General features: G+C 62.7%; 16 protein-coding genes, 1 tRNA gene and 1 pseudogene. 6 read left to right on the top strand and 12 right to left on the bottom strand.

Translation table 11 applies throughout. The features are described 5' to 3' along the window. Window positions 1-181 precede the first annotated feature (181 nt). Both ABUH87_RS09145 and ABUH87_RS09140 read left to right on the top strand, forming a co-directional pair. Window positions 182-1,666, top strand: coding sequence for a capsular polysaccharide export protein, LipB/KpsS family (locus ABUH87_RS09145; RefSeq protein ID WP_367772730.1), 1,485 nt, complete (start codon window positions 182-184; stop codon window positions 1,664-1,666). A 10-nt stretch (window positions 1,667-1,676) separates the two neighbouring features. Continuing rightward, window positions 1,677-2,888, top strand: coding sequence for a glycosyltransferase family 4 protein (locus ABUH87_RS09140; protein WP_367772728.1), 1,212 nt, complete (start codon window positions 1,677-1,679; stop codon window positions 2,886-2,888). A 49-nt stretch (window positions 2,889-2,937) separates the two neighbouring features. On the opposite strand, the gene ABUH87_RS09135 is transcribed toward ABUH87_RS09140, so the two are convergent. After that, window positions 2,938-3,717: an aspartyl/asparaginyl beta-hydroxylase domain-containing protein gene (locus ABUH87_RS09135; protein ID WP_367772726.1), complete on the bottom strand. Its 780-nt coding sequence runs from the start codon at window positions 3,715-3,717 to the stop codon at window positions 2,938-2,940. Window positions 3,718-3,790: 73 nt separating this feature from the next. Then, window positions 3,791-4,402: a sterol desaturase family protein gene (locus tag ABUH87_RS09130; RefSeq protein ID WP_367772724.1), complete on the bottom strand. Its 612-nt coding sequence runs from the start codon at window positions 4,400-4,402 to the stop codon at window positions 3,791-3,793. 73 nt (window positions 4,403-4,475) lie between these two features. Between ABUH87_RS09130 and ABUH87_RS09125 the strand changes: the two genes are divergently transcribed. Beyond that, the gene (locus ABUH87_RS09125) at window positions 4,476-5,282 is read left to right on the top strand and encodes an SDR family NAD(P)-dependent oxidoreductase (protein WP_367772722.1); all 807 of its coding nucleotides are present in this window, start codon (window positions 4,476-4,478) and stop codon (window positions 5,280-5,282) included. On the opposite strand, the gene ABUH87_RS09120 is transcribed toward ABUH87_RS09125, so the two are convergent. Beyond that, complete coding sequence (locus ABUH87_RS09120; RefSeq protein WP_367772720.1) at window positions 5,263-6,669, bottom strand: LTA synthase family protein; 1,407 nt, start codon at window positions 6,667-6,669, stop codon at window positions 5,263-5,265. The two genes, ABUH87_RS09125 and ABUH87_RS09120, sit on opposite strands and share 20 nt — an antisense overlap. A 359-nt stretch (window positions 6,670-7,028) precedes the next feature. Here ABUH87_RS09120 and ABUH87_RS09115 point away from each other — a divergent pair, with 359 nt between their 5' ends. Further along, window positions 7,029-8,306 (top strand): capsule biosynthesis protein, encoded by a 1,278-nt coding sequence (locus tag ABUH87_RS09115; protein ID WP_367772718.1) that lies wholly within the window; start codon window positions 7,029-7,031, stop codon window positions 8,304-8,306. Between the two features lie 48 nt (window positions 8,307-8,354). On the opposite strand, the gene ABUH87_RS09110 is transcribed toward ABUH87_RS09115, so the two are convergent. The 4 genes from ABUH87_RS09110 to ABUH87_RS09095 all read right to left on the bottom strand — a co-directional run bounded on the left by ABUH87_RS09110 (window position 8,355) and on the right by ABUH87_RS09095 (window position 11,084). Further along, a complete protein-coding gene (locus tag ABUH87_RS09110) occupies window positions 8,355-8,558 on the bottom strand; it encodes a hypothetical protein (RefSeq protein ID WP_367772716.1) in 204 nt (67 codons plus the stop codon). A 64-nt stretch (window positions 8,559-8,622) separates the two neighbouring features. Further along, window positions 8,623-8,835: a hypothetical protein gene (locus ABUH87_RS09105; RefSeq protein WP_367772714.1), complete on the bottom strand. Its 213-nt coding sequence runs from the start codon at window positions 8,833-8,835 to the stop codon at window positions 8,623-8,625. Between the two features lie 110 nt (window positions 8,836-8,945). Then, window positions 8,946-9,605: an alpha/beta hydrolase gene (locus tag ABUH87_RS09100; RefSeq protein ID WP_367772712.1), complete on the bottom strand. Its 660-nt coding sequence runs from the start codon at window positions 9,603-9,605 to the stop codon at window positions 8,946-8,948. Continuing rightward, window positions 9,606-11,084, bottom strand: coding sequence for a protein adenylyltransferase SelO (locus ABUH87_RS09095; protein ID WP_367772710.1), 1,479 nt, complete (start codon window positions 11,082-11,084; stop codon window positions 9,606-9,608). Window positions 11,085-11,322: 238 nt separating this feature from the next. On the opposite strand from ABUH87_RS09095, the gene ABUH87_RS09090 reads away from it, so the two are divergent. Next, entirely contained in the window at window positions 11,323-14,487 is a 3,165-nt protein-coding gene (locus tag ABUH87_RS09090) for a PAS domain S-box protein (protein ID WP_367772708.1), read from the top strand. Here ABUH87_RS09090 and ABUH87_RS09085 read toward each other — a convergent pair. The 4 genes from ABUH87_RS09085 to ispG form a co-directional block, all read right to left on the bottom strand. Continuing rightward, window positions 14,488-14,563, bottom strand: a tRNA-Thr gene (locus tag ABUH87_RS09085). It lies immediately after the preceding gene. Window positions 14,564-14,680: 117 nt separating this feature from the next. Further along, complete coding sequence (locus ABUH87_RS09080; protein ID WP_367772706.1) at window positions 14,681-15,154, bottom strand: endo-1,4-beta-xylanase; 474 nt, start codon at window positions 15,152-15,154, stop codon at window positions 14,681-14,683. Between the two features lie 8 nt (window positions 15,155-15,162). Continuing rightward, on the bottom strand, window positions 15,163-16,299 hold the full coding sequence (locus ABUH87_RS09075; protein WP_367772704.1) for a glycosyltransferase: 1,137 nt from the start codon (window positions 16,297-16,299) through the stop codon (window positions 15,163-15,165). A 19-nt stretch (window positions 16,300-16,318) separates the two neighbouring features. After that, window positions 16,319-17,470 (bottom strand): flavodoxin-dependent (E)-4-hydroxy-3-methylbut-2-enyl-diphosphate synthase, encoded by a 1,152-nt coding sequence (gene ispG / locus ABUH87_RS09070; protein ID WP_367772702.1) that lies wholly within the window; start codon window positions 17,468-17,470, stop codon window positions 16,319-16,321. Window positions 17,471-17,491: 21 nt separating this feature from the next. Between ispG and ABUH87_RS09065 the strand changes: the two are divergent. Then, window positions 17,492-18,607, top strand: a pseudogene (locus tag ABUH87_RS09065) (zinc transporter ZntB). Between the two features lie 44 nt (window positions 18,608-18,651). Here ABUH87_RS09065 and ABUH87_RS09060 read toward each other — a convergent pair. Continuing rightward, entirely contained in the window at window positions 18,652-19,167 is a 516-nt protein-coding gene (locus tag ABUH87_RS09060) for a GNAT family N-acetyltransferase (protein ID WP_367772700.1), read from the bottom strand. Window positions 19,168-19,181 lie beyond the last annotated feature (14 nt).

Here is a 19,181-nt window from a genome sequence, read left to right as displayed (position 1 = left end):
TGCACTGCCGCTCTTGCGTGCGCCGCCGTTCCCGTGGGCGGACGCCTCCGTTTCGTTCCGGTTCGCCCCGAGCGGAATGGAATCGTCAGATTGCGGGAAGCTTTTTGAGCGGCTGCGCAGCGCCCGGGTCGGAGGTGAGTTCTGGGCGAAACCTCTGGATCCACGACGAGCGCGCGTCCTGGTGCTGCGCCCGCGCGATGCTGCCGAAGTTCAAAGCCTTCTGGAAGAGCTTAGTGCGGGCGAGCGTGCCAACTCTCTATGGGTCCTGCCCGGCGCCACACGTGATAGTGATGACGCCGCGCGGATGGTGACGCAGGAAGGTGCGCCATGGTGCTGCGACGTTGATCCATGGTCCGCTCTTGCTGGCGCTGAACGTCTGATCTCTCACGGGGAGGATGAATGGACAGCGCTAGGGCATATAGCAGGCCTGTCTGTGCGCGTGCTGAGCTCCGGGCGCTACGGCACGGCCTCCGATGATCGGGCGGCGCTGGCATGTCGAGTGACACAGGTTTTGAACAGCGTGGCGTATCGCGATCCCTTCACCGGAGCGGAGGTGTCGATCGAGGCCGCAATCGATCTGTTGAGTGATTGGCGTCGCATTCTTGAGTCTAACCGGGCCATAGCGGCGGCAAGCGGCATGGCCTGGTGGAAACGTGCAGAGATCCGCCGCCTCCTCTGGTCTCCTCACCAGCGCCTGCAGATCTCCTCGCGGCCCCGAAGGGCGCTACAGCTGGCAAGGCGGGCTGGCGGTGCCATGGCGATCTGGCCGTCCAGAGTTTCGTCTGCACTGATCGAGAACGCGCATCGGCGGGAAGTGCCGCTCGTCCGGGTGGAGGATGGCTTCGTCCGCTCGACCGGGCTGGGAAGCAACCTGGTTCCGCCTTCTTCGGTCGTCGTGGATCACTCCGGCATTCATTTTGACCCCAAGGGCGCAAGCGACCTTGAGCGGATCCTGGCCGAAACCGAGTTCACGCCGAGGATGATCGAGCGTGCGAGCGCACTGCGCAGCACGATCATCAAGGCCGGCATCAGCAAATACGCTGCCGGTAGCGCTGCACCGGTTCCTGATCGGCAGCCCGGCCGTAAGCTGGTGCTGGTGCCCGCTCAGGTCGAGGACGACATGTCCGTTCTGGCAGGCGGCGGCGGCCTGCATTCGAACCTCGAACTTTTGCGGCGCGTGAGGAGGCTGGAGCCGGATGCTGAAATCTGGTTTCGTCCTCATCCCGACGTCGACGCCGGGCATCGCAAGGGTGCGGTGGCCGATGCCGATGCATTTGCGTTCGCCGACAGGATTGTTCGAGAGCCGAGCATGGCGTCTCTGCTCGATACGGTGGATGCGGTCCACGTGCTCACCTCGCTGACTGGCTTTGAAGCTTTGCTCCGGGGCAGGGAGGTGGCGTGCCATGGCACTCCTTTTTATGCGGGGTGGGGGCTGACCCGCGATCTTGGCTCAGTCCCTGAGCGGCGCGGACGTCAGCTGACGGTCGATGAACTGGTCACCGGAGTCTTGATCTTGTATCCGCGCTACCTTGATCCCGTAACCGGGTTGCCGTGCCCCCCCGAGGTGCTTGTAAGCCGTATGGCTGCCCATCAGGCTCCCAATCGTCTTGGTTGGCTGGGGCCGCTTCGCCGCTGGCAAGGCCGGCTGATGGCGCTGCTGCGTTAGAAGGCTGGCCATGAACGAAGTAATCCTCGACATCTCGCGTTTGATTTCGCGCGTGCGCTATTCCACACCATCTGGCGTAGACCGTGTGGAGATGGCTTATGCCAGAGGGCTTCTTAGCCACTACGGTGGAGACCTGACCTTTGCCGCCGTGCATCCGACCGGCCTCTATGGCCAGCTTCCACGCGCAGCTGCGCTTGCCTACCTCGATGAGCTGGAACGGCGCTGGTCCAGAGAGGATGACCATCCAAGACAGCGATCGCTCCCTTCCATCCTGCCGTGGATGGCGGCACTGCGGCCCAGAAGCGAAAAGCCCAGAGGCAGCGGGGCAGTGTACGTACAATCGTCGCCCCATCACCTAATTCAGACGCAGAAGGTGCGCAGGATCCTGAAGCAGGAACAAGCACACTTCCTTTGCATGGTCCACGACCTCATCCCGATCGAATTCCCCGAGTACGCTCGCGTTTCAGGCGATGCACAGCACCGGAAACGGATTGCGACCATCACCGAACTGGCAGACGCGGTGATCGTCAATTCTGCCGCGACCGGACGCTCTCTGCAGCCTTGGATCGCGGCGAGCGGGAGGCAGATCGACGTACATGTCGCACTGCTGGGGACCGAGGCACTGGCTGGCGCGACAGTACCGCTTGTGGCGGACGAGCGCCCTTACTTCGTCTGCCTTGGCACTATCGAGCCTCGCAAGAACCATCTTCTGCTCCTGCATCTGTGGCGGCACATGGCGCAGAATTTGCCTGCCGAACGCGTGCCTCGGCTGGTGGTAATCGGACGGCGCGGGTGGGAGAATGAGCAGGTCATCGATATGCTGGAGCGCTGCCCGGCGCTGAAAGGGCATGTCGAGGAATTGAACGGGTGTTCGGACGCTCGGATGGCAGGTCTGCTGCGCCATGCGAGAGCGTTGGTGATGCCCTCTTTCGCGGAAGGATACGGAATGCCGGTGGCGGAGGCGCTTTCCGTCGGCACGCCGGTGATCTGCAGCGATATTCCGGCGCTGCGCGAAGTGGGCGGCGCTACTCCCGACTACCTTGATCCCCTGGACGGTCCGGGATGGCAGGCAATGATCCTTGACCATGCATCGCGTGGCGAACGGCACTGCGCGCAAATGCGGCGGATCCCGGATTGGCATGCACCCACTTGGGAGGAGCATACGCGGATTGTTGTCGAGGCGATTGCCGCCTTACAAGGCAAGACACTGGCTTCGCGCTAGGCTGATCTCTTTAGTTTCCCGCAGTTCGACGTTTAGGTGCGGCAAGGCGTCAGGCCGGTCGAGATGCCTGCTTGAGCCCAGCCCGCTCGATGGCGTGTGTGATGTCCTTCACAAAGCGTGAGTGACGCACGGCGAGAAGAAAGGTGTTCTGGATCAGCGTTCCTACCCACCGGCAGGGACGCTTGACCTGGATAAGCAGGACATACCTGTCCTCGTCGGTTTCGTTCCAGACTTCGTGATTGAACATGTCATCGAAGATGAAGGACTGCCCCTCTTCCCAGGCGATGACGTGCAGTTGTTCGCCTTCCTCGATGTGAATGCGGCAGCGCTCTCGTTCGCGGGGTGCCTTCAACGCCAGATGATACGTGAGCATGCCCTTGGTCATCCCCCAGTGGCGGGGGATATGGCCGCCAGCTTCCAGAACCGAGAACGTCGCCGTGACCAGGCCCGGGATGTTTTCGATTGCAGCTGCAGTGACCGGGGCACGGGCCGCATTGTTCTTTAGCCGATAACCGTATCCCTTGAGGAAGAAGGACCGCCAGCGGCGATCGGCGGCGATCCGGCCGTGATCAAAGGAAATGTCCCCTAGAGAAGGTATGTTCTCCGCGCGTATCCGCACGGCTTCGTCGCGGATGGGTTCCCACAGTTTCTCAAGCTTCGCGATCCAGGGGAAGAATGCCTTGTCCTGTATCGCCTGATCAGGAAGCAGCGAATTTCGCATGATGACCTGATCGATCTTCGGACGGAGCTCCTTTCCGATCTGAAAAAGAGATTTACCTACAAACGGGATCTTCCGGCCGCGCGAGTTCACGGTCTTCTGCCAGTTCAAGGCTGCACTCCTTTCAAGCAATCGAGAGATGGGCGCCGAAGCGGGCCTGTCTCATAAGCGGGCGCCAAGGGAGCTACCGCCTGGACGACCGAATCTTGCTTCTGAATAATACATCCAGAAAGACCGCTGAGATCGCGTAATTGCCATCTGTGTTCGCGTAATGATGGCGTAGGTGGTGGCGCTTCAGAGCGGCGCCAACTTTGCCGCGCATGGGCCATTGATGGCAGGCGAAGTGCACGAGATCATAAATCACGTAACCGATCATGAATCCCAGGAAGAGCCATGTCCCGGTCCGTCCGAGCAGCAGAGCGAAGGCTGCCCAGACCGCTCCAGCGATCGGTAAACTGGCAGGGAGCGGCATGATGCCTCGAAGCGGATCGTTGGGGCTGTCATGATGATTGCCGTGGATCACGAACACGAGCCACTTCAGGACCGGCGTCTTGGCTTCGAGATGGAAGACGAAGCGGTGGAGTGCATACTCGAACACAGTCCATACCAGCAGCCCGGCGAATACCAGGCCAAGACCTTCCAGGGCTGAGACGGCGCCCCAGCCGGTCCACGCTATGAAAGGGAGCAGTATGGCCCAGGCGAGGATGAACGTGCGTGGCGAGATCAGCGTAAGCCGTTCCAGTCGTTCATTCGCGAACAACCTGACGCGTTGCGGGCTTCCATGGGGTGCTGACATTGCTCGTTTTCGAACAGGAGGGCTGCTCGGCTGTCAAGGCAATTGTCTTCGGATGCGGTCGAGTGGACGAAAGGTGACGTTTGCTGCAATGATCGGGCACATGAAGGATCGGGAGGTACCTCAACGCATTCTGATCACTGGCGCGTCCGGTGGACTCGGAAGCGCGCTCGCACGGTTCTATGCCCGCCCGGGCGTCAGCCTCTCGCTTTGGGGCCGCGATGTACCTCGCCTGACAGACGTCGCCCAAGCATGCAGGGCCGCAGGCGCGCTGGTGGATGTTCGCTCCCTCGACCTGAGCGATGTGGCTGGCGCTGTTGATTCTCTCAACGCCGAGGATAACGCGCACTCAGTGGACCTGGCGCTTTTTGTCTCCGGCTTGGGGGACATCCGCCCGCCAGCAGACAAAGTCGAAGGAGCGGATCTGGTCGCCCGTCTGGGCGTCGTGAACTATGTTGCGCCAACCGCATTGGCAGCCGCTCTGGCGGCCCGCATGGCGGAGCGGGGGCAGGGCCGTATTGTTCTGATAGGATCGGCTGCGGCCTTCCATGCGCTGCCTTTCGCGGCCGCCTACTCGGGCAGCAAGGCTGGTCTCGCGCGCTTCGCAGAGGCTCTCAGGCTAGGCGTGCGGGAGCACGGGGTAGCTGTCACCCTGGTTTCGCCAGGGTTCATCGATACGGCCGCTGGGCGCCGGGTGCCCGGACCCAAGCCGCTCCTGAGGTCCCCGCAGAAGGTCGCCGAAGCCATCGCTCGGGCCGCCGAAAGGCGCCAGGCTCACGTGGTGCTGCCGTGGCCCTTCAAAATCCTGCGGCTCTTTGATCGACTGCTGCCGAGGGCCTTGCGCGAGAGGGTGTTGTTAGGTCTCAGTCCACCGTCACGCTGATCTTCTGGTCGTGCGGTTCAGTGGCTGCATTGCTCGGGGCCATGGCGAGAATGGTGTGGTGTAGTGCAGCCGGCGTGAGGTCCGCGCGCCGATTCGGACCGCGCACGATCTGACCAGCCTCGTTCAGGCGCAGGATCACGTACGGCGTGTGACGGTCCCCTCCCGGCGCAGCCCAGCCTGGGATGCTGGGCCGATGGTCTCCAAAGAAGACGAGCAGAGCTGGCCGCTTCATGGCCGAGAGCTGCTTAATCAGGTCCGACAGCATGGTGTCGCTGTGTCGTGCCAGGCGCAAATAACTCTCGATCAAAGTACCGGCATTGGGGCTATCCGGAGCCCAGGGCCCGTGGTTCTCAATGGTGACGGCGTAGATCATGCTTGGCGACTGTGCGTGTTTCGCCAGCGAGAGGACCTGTTCGCTTACCGCAGCGTCGGTGACGTACTGTCCTTCTTCAGCGGTCGGTGCGGCAAAGTGCTCTTCCCCGATCAGGTCCGTAAATCCGCTTGCAGGCATGATCCGGTCCCGGCTGTAAAAACGCATATCGTGAGGGTGCACGAACACGCTGCGCCAGCCCTGTGGCTTCAGCCGATTCGGCAGCGCGTATGAGGTCTCACCCAGTGCAGTCAGGAAGGGATCGTAACGGCGGAATCCGAGTTCATCCTCGCTGCGCCCGAACAGCACCGCGTACTCTGTGCGCATTGTGTAGGCGCCAAAACCACTGACCTCTAGTCTCCCGTGCTGCCACGCGTTTTCGCGCGCGTATGTCAGTCCGGGCAAGGCAAACTCTGCGTCGCCGAAAAGGTCCACGGGGTCGGCGAAAGACTCGCACTGGATGGCAACGATCAGTTCGGGTGCGCCCTTCTGAGGCGGTGAAGCTGATCGCGCGGCACAAGGCGCGGGATCCACGCTCTCTCTCCACCGTAGCCAGTAGAGCAGCAGTGTAGGCAGCAGACCGTGCCGGTGGATGTCCGCATGTGCCTGGGGGACGGTGACAAGGCGGCGAAATGGCGGAGAACGGACGGTCGTCCACAGGCCAGCCAGGCTGACCAGCAGCAACCCGAAGCCCTGCAGGTGCGCGTGCAAAGTGGGGACGAAGAGCCAGGCAAGGCAGCCAAGAAGAACAAGTGCTCCCGCCGCGACAGCCATCCTCTGGGGAAGAGTGATGGCCGAAAGATAGAACTTCGGGTGGCGAAAAATCGAGCCAAACAGAGCGAGATCGGAGAAGAGGAGCGGCTCGCCCAGCATCGCGTTCTTGGCGTTGGAGACCAGGACGAGCAGTGCCAGCAGAGCCAGGCTCAGCCCGGCCGAGACGAAGGGATTGCCGCTGAGCGCCATGAATGCGCCAAAGGCTGCCGAAATCATCAGGACGGTGAGCCAGGTGCCTGCCATGCTGCGGCCCAGCGGCGCCAAGACACCGTCCGCCCGTGGGCGCACCACACAGTCAAGAAGAACGGCACCAACGAGCAAAACCGCGAATATCATGCCTGCGAAGTCACTGCCTTGCTAGGTTGTGAGGCCACGCTGGAGTGAGTATCTTTTCTTCAACCACCCGCAGCTGGGCAGTGTCTCATAGCGGTCGCTGCGTTGCGTGTCATCTTGCGTCTGTGTCATCTGATTGTAGCAGACTTGCAGCCGGGGCGTGGGTGGATTAACGCGCAGATGGATGCCCGGCATTTCTGGCGATCGGCAAATAGCCTCGGCCGCGCCCTGCGTCTTTGCGTATGCTACCACGGAGCACATCCCCGCCGATGCCTGAGTTTGTAGCCGCTGCGACGGAAGATCGCAGCGTGGAGAGCGAGCCCCTGATGTTGGGCAAGCGCAACATCCTCCTGCTGCAGGGCCTGATGGGTCCCTTGTTCCGCCGGCTCGGCCGCGGACTGATGGATGCGGGGCACACAGTCTACAAAGTCAATTTCAACGGCGGCGACCGGTTTTTTTGGCGCTTGCCGAACGGCCTGGATTATCGTGGTTCGCTTGAGGACTGGCCTGAAGCGCTGGAGCAGATCATACGCGATCGTGGGATCACCGATGTGATGCTGTTCGGTGACTGCCGCGATCACCATATGCTGGCAACGCGCGTCTGCCGCGAACTGGGCATTCGTGTGCACGTGTTCGAGGAGGGCTATATTCGGCCCGACTGGGTCACGCTCGAACTGGGTGGCGTAAACGGGCATTCGTCACTTTGCCGCGACCCGGCCTGGTTTCGCGAGAGAGCGGCCGCACTGCCACCGATCATGCCGCATGCCCAGGTGCCGTCATCATTCCGAAGGCGTGCGACGGAAGGCCTGCTTTACAACGCAGCGGATGTCCTGACCCGCTGGTACTATTCGCACTGGAGCAATCATCGGCCTTGGCACCCGGTTGTGGAAGGGGTGGGTTGGTTCCGCAAGTTGCGGCGCCGCAAGGCGAGGGAGGCGCGCGCCGGACAGTTAATGGCGAAACTCGCCGCTTCCACTGAGCCCTACTTCCTGTTTCCGCTTCAGCTTGATTCGGACGCTCAGATCCGTTTGCATTCACCGTTTGCGGGTATCGCGGATGCGCTCAGGCTAGTGGTGGAGTCCTTTGCGAAGCATGCTCCGGCAGAGGCGCGTCTCGTCGTGAAGGAGCATCCGCTCGATAACGGCGTTCGCGACTGGCGGCAGGTGACTGCAGACATGGCCAGTCTCTTCGAAGTTGCCGACCGGGTGAATTATCTTCCGGCTGGCGATATCGTGCCGGTGGCGCAGAAAGCGCGCGGGATGATTACGATCAACAGCACCAGCGGAACTCTGGGGCTGGCGATGGGCGTGCCGGTGGTTGCGCTGGGGCAGGCGATCTACGACATGCCGGATATCACCTATCAGGGCGGCATCGACGCCTTCTGGAAGGATCCCATTCCCCCGGATGCGGAGACGTTTGATGCATTCCGGCGCGTCTTGATTGAGGACTGCCTCATTCCGGGAGGCTTCTTCTCGGAAGAGGCGTTGGAGAAGGTCGTCCGCCACGCAATAGCGCGCTTTGAACATAGGCCCATCGAACCCGAGTAAGACCGGGCTCGATGGGGGCGGCAAGCGGGCTTAGTGCCCGTGCGTCGCTTATCGGGCTTTCCGGGTGCGTTCGACGACAGGCCGGTGTCCCTCAGCGTTCAGTGCGCCGTCGACAGGCGCATCCGGGTTGGGACCGGGCACGCCGCCTTGTAGAGCCGTATCGGTCTGCCGTTCCAGGTATTCCTTCTCTTCCTTGGCCTTTCTGGCCGAGAGAGCCTCCTGGGAAAGGTCGCTTTGGGTCTTGTCCGTCATGATTTGTTATCCCGATCTTTTTGGGCGTTTTCTTCGTTCAGGCCAGCTTGATTACGGCACTCCGCTAAGCGCGAGGGCGCCGTCCAGCCTCGCGCTTCCGATTATACCGCTTCAGTGCGTACCCGCCTAAAGCGGCAGCTGCGATGCCAGGAAGGCCGAAGCGGCGCGTGACGGCTGCCGCTGCTACACCGAGCAGAGCACCCCCTTGTTCGCCCACGCCGCCGGGGCGTTTCGCGGCTTTTGCGCCAATGAGAGCGCCGACAATTTTTCCGATCATGACAATCTCCACGTTCTCCCCAAGAAGCGGCTCAGACCGGCCTAGGTTCCCATCGGGCCTTTCGCCGTCCCGGCGTTTCGGTGCCCCGTCGTTTCCTTGCGCCAACCGGTTCAGGCAGCGATGCCGAAGGCGTTGCAAATGAAGTCACGGCCCAGGCGCAGCCCCACAGGATCGACGCTGTGGCCAATGCCATGCGAGACATGGGTGGAAACAGTGATCCCCAGCCGCTTCAACCGGCTCTCGGCATCATGAAGGGCGGCAACCGGCACCACCTCGTCCTCTGAGCCATGAACGAGCAATACAGGCGGGCGAGCGGCCTCCTCGTGGCGTAGATCGACGACGCTGGTCAGCATCCCGGAGTAGCCGACGATCGCAGCGACCTGCCGCCGACGGCGCAGCCCGATGTGGAGCGCCATCATCGTGCCCTGACTGAACCCGACGATCGCCAGGTCTGCCTCGGTAAGGGCGTACTGCTTGAGCTTGCGATCGATGAAAGCGTCGATCGCCGGCGCGGCACGCTCAGCACCCGCGGATAGCGATTGAGGAGAAATGTCGGACAGCGGCCACCACTGATAGCCAGCGCCAAATCCGCACCTTTGTGGCGCGTGAGGTGCCAAAAACAGCGCATCGGGCAGGCTATGCCGCCAGTGTGGGGCTAACGAGATCAGATCGGTGCCGCTTGAGCCGAAGCCGTGAAGGAGCAGGACAATCTGTTTTGGCGGGCCCCCGGAGAGTGGCTGGAGGCTGGCTCCGTTGACGATCTTGTCCATTCAGGTGCCGCAAAAGGTCGCTCGAACACGTTCGTGCTCCAGCGGAGGAGTGCCATAGCGGGCGGCGTCCGGCTGATCGTCGAATGGACGCGACAGAACCGCCAAGAGCTTGTGAAACGGGGTGAAGTCCTCCTGATCGACGGCGGCTCTGATGACTTCCTCGATCCGGTGGTTGCGCGGAATGTAAGCCGGGTTGACCGCGTCCATCGCCTTCTTGCGATCCTCGGTTCGTTGCGGATCCTCTGCGATCCGACGGCGCCAGCTGTCGAGCAGCGCATCGGCTACCGTTGGATCGACGAAGAGCGAACGCACCTGCTCCTGATCCGAATCAGGCTCGATAGCGGCGCCAAGGCGCCTGAAGAACAACGTAAAGTCAACTTGGTTTTCGTGCAGCCTCGTCAGGAGTTCGTTTGCAAACTCAGCATCCCCTTGGCGTGGCGCCGTGATGCCGAGCTTGCGCATCATGCCCCCGCGGTATGCCTCCAGAAACGCCGGCTGGAACTTGTCGAGGGCCTCTTGCGCATCGGCAATTGCCTGCTCCTCGTTTTCGTTCAGGAGGGGTAGCAGCGTTTCTGCGAAGCGCGTGAGATTCCAAAGCCCGATGTTCGGCTGATTTCCGTAAGCATAGCGGCCGAACTGATCGATCGAGCTGTAGACCGTCGCCGGGTCATACGTGTCCATGAACGCGCACGGGCCATAGTCGATCGTCTCACCCGCAACCGACATGTTGTCGGTGTTCATCACGCCATGGATAAAGCCGATCAAGAGCCAGCGCGCGATCAGATCAGCCTGTGCCGCTATGACGCTGTCGAGCAGAGCGCGGTACGGCGCATCGGCTTGAGCGGCTGCGGGATAGTGCCTCCAGAGAATATGATCGGCCAGCGTTTTAAGGGCTTCGGTGTCCTGTCGGGCCGCGAAGTACTGAAAGGTTCCAACCCGCACATGGCTGCTGGCGACCCGCACGAGCGCGGCGCCTGGCAGCACCTGCTCTCGCACGACCGGTTCGCCGGTCGTGAGCGCGGCAAGGGCGCGGGTGGTGGGGACGCCCGCTGCCGCCATGAACTCGCTCACGAGGTATTCGCGCAGCACTGGCCCAAGCGCAGCCCGCCCATCGCCCATACGCGAGAAAGGTGTGCGCCCGCCGCCCTTGATCTGAATGTCGAACCGCTGGCCTCTCCTGTCCAGCACCTCGCCGAGAAGGATCGCGCGTCCATCGCCGAGTTGCGGCACGAAGTTGCCAAACTGGTGACCGGCGTAGGCCGCCGCGATCGGCTCCGACCCCTCGGCGATCACTTGACCGGCAAGGAACTCGGCTCCCTCCGCACTGGCCAGCCACTCGGAGTCCAGTTGCAGGGACTCGGCGAGTTCGCGGTTCAGCTCTATTTGTTTGGGCGCCGGAAAGGCCACCGGAGCCACCTGGGCGGCAAAGCGCTCTGGAAGGCGGGCATAGCTGTTATCGAATGCAATCTTTGGCGGCACCTTGGTCCCCTTTCGTGCTGCAACACTGTCCGGTACGGTCGGGTTCCGCACGTTCTGTCGTCATGATCGTTACCTTGCGATCCCCGACAGGCAAATTGTCTCTGCGAAAGAGTGTCCGTGACGCCGGAGGCAAAATTTCGTAGCAGATGCAGGGGCAGGAACGGGGCGGTGTGTGACAGGGTTGGCGCGAACTTCTGCTGATCGGCTATTCACTGGCAACGGTGAAGTGGTTGAGCACATGCGTAAGCATGACTGGTCCACCTCACCGCTCGGGGACCCAGATGGCTGGCCACAGTCGCTGCGCCTGGTTGTGAGCCTTATCCTCTCGTCCAAATTCCCCATGTTCGTCGCATGGGGCAAGGAACTCGGATTTCTTTACAACGACGCATACGCCGAGGTCCTAGGCGCGAAGCATCCCTCCGCGATAGGACGGCGCTTTTATGACATATGGGCGGAGATCTGGCCCGATATCGCCCCGTTGATCGACGCGGCCATGGCAGGTGAGGCGACATATCGTGAGGATCTGCCGCTGCTCATGCATCGCAAGGGGTTTGACGAGCAGACCTGGTTCACGTTCTCCTACTCGCCCGTACGGGATGAAAACGGGCAGGTGGCCGGTATGTTCTGCGCCTGCACTGAAACCACCGCTCGCATTCTTGCGGAAAGGGCGATCAGCGAGAGCGAAGCCAGGTTCCGTAACATGGCCGACCACGCGCCCGTGATGATGTGGGTGACGGATGCGACAGGGGCCTGCACCTACCTCAACCGATCATGGTACACGTTCACCGGTCAGTCGCATGAAGAGGCGGAGGGGTTCGGCTGGCTCGATGCCACGCACCCGGAAGACAAGGCCGCCGCCGAACAGGCTTTCCTTGATGCGAACCGCGCGCGGATGCCGTTACGGATCGAGTATCGGCTGCGGCGTGCGGACGGCACCTATCGCTGGGTGATCGACGCAGCAGCCCCCCGGTTTGGAGACGACCGCGAATTTCTGGGTTTTGCCGGATCGGTCATCGATATCGACACTCGCCGGGACAATGAGGAGCGGCAACGCAACAGCGAGGCAACGTTGCGCCAGGTGACGAACACCTTGCCTGCGTTCGTCTGGCTGGCGGCTCCGGATGGTAACCTGCATTATTTCAACGATCGCTGGTATGAATACACGGGGCAGTCTCCGCATGAGGCTCTTCCAAGCGGCTGGATCGGCGTGTTGCACCCCGACGACGTAGAGGAGACCGCCAGGCGCTGGGCCGATGCGCGGGAGCGGGGCGTCACTTATCAGATCGAGGTTCGTTATCGCCGGCGAGACGGGCAATATCGATGGTATGTTGTCCGAGCCGAGCCGCTTCGTGAGGAGGACGGTACCATCAAGGGATGGGTCGGCACCTCAATCGACATCCACGACCAGAAGCAAATCGAAAGCGCTCTGCGCGCCAGTGAAGCCGAATTCCGGCTGATGGCAGATGCGGTGCCGCAGATCATCTGGATCACGGATGCTGATGCCCGCGTGCAGTTCTTCAATCGCCACTGGTTCGACTATACCGGCGCGAAGTCGCAGTCGGAAACGGCCGAGGACATCAATGAAGACTACGTGCACCCGGACGACAAGGCGGTCACAATGGCAGCCTTCGCGCGGGCCCGCCAGAATCGGACCACGTTCACTGTCGAGCATCGCATCCGTTCTGCTGCGGGCGAGTACCGCTGGTTCCTGGTACGCGGAGAGCCTTATGCCGATCCCGAAACCGGGAAGGTTCTGCGCTGGTATGGCGCCTCGGTCGACATCCATGATCGCCGAGTCGCGGAAGCCGAGCTCCAGCAACTGAACAAGGCTCTCGAAGGCAGGAACGCGGCCGCTCTGGCCGAGCGCAAGCTTCTAGCGGACCTGGTGGAGGGCACCGACGCCTTCGTTCACGTGGTCGGGCCCGACTATCGCTGGCTTGCCGTCAACAAGTCCGCTGCGGACGAGTTCGAGCGCAACTTTGGCAAACGTCCTCGCGTCGGTGAGCACATGCTCGAGCTGCTGGAGGCGGATGCCGAACAGCGCAGCGCGATCGGTGCGCTTTGGTCCCGCGCCCTGGCGGGGGAGGAGTTCACCGCCGTGGATGAATTCACTGATAGCGACGGTGTGCGCCACTTCTACGAGAGCAAGTTCAATTCCTTGCGCGATGCCGATGGGCTGATGATTGGCGCCTATCAGTTCGTCCACGACATCACGGACCGCGTGCAGGAACAGGTCCGCTTGCGCGTCGCGGAAGAGGCGCTGCGCCAGAGCCAGAAAATGGAGGCGATGGGCCAGCTGACAGGCGGTGTCGCGCATGATTTCAACAATCTGCTTACACCGATTGTTGGCGGGCTGGACATGCTGCAGCGGCGGGGCGTGGGGGGGGAGCGAGAGCAACGACTGATTGCCGGGGCCATGCAGTCGGCCGAGCGAGCCAAAACGCTGGTTCAGCGACTGCTGGCCTTCGCCCGGCGCCAACCGCTCCAAGCTGTTCCGGTAGACGTGGCGGACCTGGTGCGTGGAATGGGTGACCTCATCACGAGCACGACCGGTCCGCAGGTTCGTTTGATGCTGGACTTCCCCAGCGACCTGTCGCCCGCCACGGCGGATCCCAACCAGCTGGAAATGGCGCTTCTGAACCTGAGCGTCAATGCAAGGGACGCCATGCCCGATGGGGGAACACTGACAATCGCAGCACGCGAAGAGCAGGTCAGTGAGGGGGCTCCGATCGACCTCGCTCCCGGCCGCTACATCCAGTTGTCGGTGGCGGACACCGGCACCGGCATGGATAAGGAAACACTGAGCCGCGCAGTGGAGCCTTTCTTTTCCACCAAGGGGGTCGGGAAGGGTACGGGCCTGGGCCTGTCCATGGTCCATGGCCTCGCCTCTCAACTCGGCGGTGCATTAACGGTCGCCAGCGAACCAGGATGTGGTACGAGCGTAACCTTATGGCTGCCTTGCAGCGATGTGGGCCTGCCGGCCTCGTCTTGCCCCACCGCCAGCGAAGCGCCGCCGTCCGGCGCAACAGCTCTTCTGGTGGACGACGAAGACCTTGTCCGCATGAGCACCGCGGCCATGCTGCAGGACCTGGGCTACACGGTCATCGAAGCCGCGTCAGCCGAACAGGCATTGGCACTGGTGCAGGCGGGGCAGAAGTTCGACGTACTCGTAACCGATCACCTGATGCCCGGAATGAGTGGCATGGAACTGGTCACCGTGATGCGTGCAGAACGCTCCCAGTTAGCCGCGCTCCTCGTGTCCGGATATGCGGATGACCAAGGGATCGACGCCAGCTTACTGCGGCTGTCCAAGCCATTCCGGAAAGACGAGCTGGGGGAGATGCTGGCACGGCTTTCCCGCTCAAGGAGGACTGAGCCAGAGGGGGGCAGCGATGATGTGTAGTGGTGCCGGCTACAGGATTCGAACCCGTGGCCCCCTGATTACAAATCAGGTGCTCTACCAACTGAGCTAAGCCGGCTCGCACCTCCGCAGACGGAGTGCTTGGTCCATCGCCTATGTCCGCGTACGGTTCGCGTCAAGGGTGACGGTGGTATCGGTCACGTCGCGTTGATCGAAGAGGCTGCGGGAGCCGTCTCTATGGTCTGTCCGCCAGCTCGGCGACCATAGCCGACAGCATTGGTTTTGGGTGGCCCGCATCGTCAAAAGCGAGCGGTTGATCGCTGTCGGGATCATATGGGGGCAATCTGAGCCACGAGTCGCGATCACGAACGCCCCACAGCGTAATGGCGTAACGCTGGCTGTCGGGGAGCCCGACATAAGCGTCCACAATCTCCCCCGCTCGGCGCGCCTGCAATTGGAGCGCATCGCGAGTGGCCGGCTCTCCCATTCCCATGGTTATGTCCAGCTCCGACACATGGACCGGCAGCCCGAAGCTGGCGATGTCCTTTATGGTCTCGCGCACGGCACCTATCGGCAAGTCGACTGAGATGTGCGTCTGGGTGCCTATACCACCGATCGGAACACCCTTCTTTAAACACTGCAGGCCATCGTGCGCCGGTATGACCGCACCCTGAGTTCGCTTCCGGGCGGAAGGAGATGCCCTCCGCACGTGATATCTTACCTGCTGCCCCGCGAGACCTGAGCCTGCTCGGCAATCAGCTTCGAGAATAAAGCGGCGTGCGCATCGCACGCTGCGCTGATGCCGAAGGTGGCGACCGCTTGAGGCGGAACCGCTGGCAGGTGTCCGTCGAGTGCTTTCTCGATGGCGACGCTCAGCGCTGCGGGATCTCCTGGGGAGACGGGCGCAGGTGCGCCCACTGCGTCCATCAATTCGACCACTGCGGAAGAGCACGCCGTCGCCACGACCGGACAGCCGCACGCCATGGCTTCGACCAGCGTCGCCGGCAGGTCTTCCCAGCGTGATGACAGGACCACGACGTCGGCCTCTGCGTAGAGCGAAGCCACATCGTTCACATACCCTGGCAGGTCGACCCGGTCTGCGATGCCAAGCTCCTTTGCCAGGGCTCGCAACGTGTCAGCCTCGGGACCCACTCCGCAGATCAGAAGGCGCCACTCCCGCTCCTTGAGGAGCGCAGCCGCGCGAAGCAGAGTCGCGAAGTCCTTCTGCTTCGACAGCCGGCCGACCCCGAGGACCAGCGGCGTAGACGCGCCGCGCTCTGTTCCCCGAGAGGTCAGCATTCCGTCGCTGACGTAGGGGTTGGGAAGGAAGACGGCCTTCGAGGCACGGCAAAGGCTGTCCAATCTGCCAATCGCCGAAGGCGACAGAACAACGACCTTTGTCGCCGGGGCCAAGGCAAACGCGAATGCCTTGCGTCGCCACCAGCGCTTCAGGGGCTTCATGCCGCTTTTCACGATGGGATTGGTGATCTTGGGGACGAACACACCCTCGAAGGCAGAGAGGCGAACGGCCAGTGCTGCGGCTTTGTGCGTGTGATTGCCGGGCGAATGCAGCAGTGAAGGGCGCTTGCGGCGCAGGTAGCCCGCGAGATCGGGCACGGCGAGCATCAGCCTGCTCCCTCTTCCGACGGAGCGAACGGTCCTCAGCACATGAACCGAGACATCGGGGTCAAGCAGATGCCGCACAGGACCGGCATCGCGCTCGAGAACCATTTCCACGCGTAAGCCGCGCCGATGAAGGCCGTTGGCGATGTGGCAGGCGACTCGTTCGACACCGCCCGCACCGAAATGGTCGAGCAGGATCGCAACGTCAGGGCCCGAGCGGTGTTCGCTCATGGCGCTCAGTAGGCCGCGGTCATTCCGCTGCCTGCGTGATCGGCTCTTGGACCAGGGGATCGGCATCTGTCATCTGCGCCTCGATCTCGGCTGCCTTCGCCTCCACCAGCGAGACGATATGGTCCAGCATGTTGTCGGACTGGACGTGGTGGTCCGTCACGCCCGAGAGATAGACCATGTGCTTCCCGTTACCGCCGCCGGTAAGGCCGATATCGGTTTCGCGCGCCTCGCCAGGACCGTTCACCACGCAGCCGAGAACCGAGAGCGAGATGGGCGTCTTGATGTGCGAGAGTCGCTTCTCCAGCGCCTCTACCGTGCGGATGACATCGAAACCCTGCCGTGCGCAGGAGGGGCACGAGACCACGCGCACGCCGCGCGTGCGCAGGCCCAGCGCTTTCAGGATCTCAAACCCGACGCGCACTTCCTCTTCCGGCTCCGCTGACAAGGAGACACGCAGCGTGTCGCCAATGCCGGCCCATAGCAGATTGCCGATGCCGAGCGCGGATTTCACAGTGCCGCCGATCAGGCCGCCAGCCTCGGTGATGCCCAGGTGCAGCGGGCAGTCCACGGCCTCTGACAGCCCCTGATACGCGGCGACCGCGAGGAACACGTCGGACGCTTTGACGGCAACCTTGTACTCGTGGAAGTCGTGGTCCTGCAGCAGCTTGATGTGGTCGAGCGCGCTTTCCACCAGCGCCTCGGGGCAGGGCTCGCCATACTTTTCCAGCAAGTCACGCTCGAGACTTCCGGCATTCACGCCGATGCGAATGGCGCAGCCGTTGGCTTTGGCGGCGCGCACCACTTCGGCCACGCGGTCGTCCGAGCCGATGTTGCCGGGGTTGATGCGCAGGCACGCCGCGCCTGCGTCTGCCGCTTCGAGCGCGCGTTTGTAGTGGAAGTGGATGTCGGCGATCAGCGGGACCGTCGCCGCACGGGCGATCTCACGAAACGCGGCGGTACTCTCCACGTCCGGGCAGGAGACGCGGATGAGGTCCGCGCCCGCATCCTCGCAGCGGCGGATCTGATCGATCGTCGCCTTTGCGTCCGAGGTGGGGGTGTTGGTCATCGTCTGGACGGTGATGGGAGCATCGCCGCCGACGGGAACCTTGCCGACCATGATCTGGCGGCTCTTGCGGCGCTCGATATTGCGCCAGGGACGGATGGAGGACATGGAGTGCCTTATAGGCGCATCATGCGACAGGTTAAAGGCGGCACCGCACAAGCTGCCCGAATGACCGTTCCCCTGTGCACCTTTTCCCGTTCCAGCGCGTTTTTCCGTGAGCCAGCCATGCACGACCCCACGATCAGCGATGACCCCACCGGCGGCCGGTGCCTAGATGGCCCGCTCCTTTTCGGCCGTGTGCTCGATGGGCGGGGCGGTGCGCGCGAGATCGGCTGGGAGCAGGTGCGCGGGTGGGAGCCGTCGGCGCCCGGCGAGGTCCTTTGGATCCATCTGTGCCGAACGGTGGAGGGCGTTTACGAATGGCTGATGGATGGCCTTGGCATTACCGAGCCCACAGCCGAGCTTCTGACCAGTGACGAGACCCGGCCCCGCGCCTTCGCCGAAGGCGAAGCCCTGGTGGCGACGCTGCGGGGCATCAACTTCAACCCCGGCGCGGAGCCGGAGGACATGGTCTCTCTCCAGCTTTGGTGCGACGGGACGCGCCTGGTCACCCTGCGCCGGGTGCCGCTACAGACTCCCAACGACACGCGTGACGCGCTGGACAACGGGAACGGCCCCGCCGATGCCGGGGCGCTGATCACTTCCATTGTCGAGCATATGATCGACCGGATGAGCCACTCCATCCTCGATATGAACGCCGCCATCGACGAGCTGGAGGAACAGGAGGCGGGTTGCGCCAGCCAGGAGATGCTGACCAAGATCTAAACGATCCGGCGCAATTGCCTCGCTTTGAAGCGCTACATGTCTCCCGAGCACGAGGCGCTGGAGAATATCGCCGCGAATGCGCCCGCCTGGTTCGAGGGGCATGACCGCCGTGAGATCGCCGAATCGATTGACCGGCTGCGCCGCTATCTGGAGGACCTCGATATCAGCAAGGAAAGCGCGCTGGTGCTGCAGGACGATGCGCGCGCACGGCTGTTGGAACGCAACGCGCGCACGCAGTACCAGCTTACGATCGTGGCCTCGATCTTCCTGCCGCTGACGTTCCTGACAGGCCTTCTCGGGATCAACGTTGCTGGCATTCCGGATGCGGAAGATCCGCAGGCGTTCTGGACGGTCGTCGGCATCTGCGCAGGGATTATCCTGGCACAAGTTCTGCTGTTCCGGCGGCTGAAGTGGTTTTGACGGTCGTTCACGGCGCGGCGATTGTGACCGGACAGGCCCGCGGCCTACAGCAGCTTGGCGAAGAGGAACTCCTCGTCGCGCTGCTCGCCGACGATGAAGTGAATGTCTGCCATCTTGGCGAACCCGTAGCGGCTGTAGAACCGCTGCGCGCCATCGTTGCCGCTCCAGACAGATAGCTGCATCTCGCCCGCATCCAGGGCAGCCGCTTCGGCCAGAGCCCAGTCCATCAGAGCGGCGCCGATCCCGCGCCCGGTGGCGGCGGGATCGGTATAGAGCTGCTTGAGTTCGACAACACGCTCGGTCCGGGCGTGTTCGGGCCAGCCGCAAGCGAGGACGAGCTTGCAGAGACCCAGCAGCTCGCCCGCATCGCCCACGGCCAAATGCACCCGCATGGCCGGGTCCGCGATTTCCGCCGCTGCTTTCTCGGTCGAGTGGCTGGCCGCGAGGAAGGCGTTCAGGTCCTCTGGCCGGTAGAGGTAAGCGAAGGCGGCGCAGAACGCCTCGCTGCCGAGCGCCGCCACAGCGGACGCATCGGCAGGCGTGGCGTTGCGAAGAATCATCGAAATGAAAGCGC

It is taken from the genome of Novosphingobium rhizovicinum (genome assembly GCF_040813635.1).
Classification (GTDB): Bacteria; Pseudomonadota; Alphaproteobacteria; order Sphingomonadales; family Sphingomonadaceae; genus Novosphingobium; species Novosphingobium rhizovicinum.
This window is presented reverse-complemented; position numbering and strand designations above follow the sequence as displayed.

Coding starts and splice junctions, on each gene's coding strand:
- ABUH87_RS09140 (WP_367772728.1), top strand. CDS start 1,677: ATGAACGAAGTAATCCTCGACATCTCGCGTTTGATTTCGCGCGTGCGC.
- ABUH87_RS09130 (WP_367772724.1), bottom strand. CDS start 4,402: ATGTCAGCACCCCATGGAAGCCCGCAACGCGTCAGGTTGTTCGCGAAT.
- ABUH87_RS09120 (WP_367772720.1), bottom strand. CDS start 6,669: ATGGCAGGCACCTGGCTCACCGTCCTGATGATTTCGGCAGCCTTTGGC.
- ABUH87_RS09115 (WP_367772718.1), top strand. CDS start 7,029: ATGCCTGAGTTTGTAGCCGCTGCGACGGAAGATCGCAGCGTGGAGAGC.
- ABUH87_RS09110 (WP_367772716.1), bottom strand. CDS start 8,558: ATGACGGACAAGACCCAAAGCGACCTTTCCCAGGAGGCTCTCTCGGCC.
- ABUH87_RS09105 (WP_367772714.1), bottom strand. CDS start 8,835: ATGATCGGAAAAATTGTCGGCGCTCTCATTGGCGCAAAAGCCGCGAAA.
- ABUH87_RS09100 (WP_367772712.1), bottom strand. CDS start 9,605: ATGGACAAGATCGTCAACGGAGCCAGCCTCCAGCCACTCTCCGGGGGC.
- ABUH87_RS09090 (WP_367772708.1), top strand. CDS start 11,323: ATGCGTAAGCATGACTGGTCCACCTCACCGCTCGGGGACCCAGATGGC.
- ABUH87_RS09075 (WP_367772704.1), bottom strand. CDS start 16,299: ATGAGCGAACACCGCTCGGGCCCTGACGTTGCGATCCTGCTCGACCAT.
- ispG (WP_367772702.1), bottom strand. CDS start 17,470: ATGTCCTCCATCCGTCCCTGGCGCAATATCGAGCGCCGCAAGAGCCGC.
- ABUH87_RS09060 (WP_367772700.1), bottom strand. CDS start 19,167: ATGATTCTTCGCAACGCCACGCCTGCCGATGCGTCCGCTGTGGCGGCG.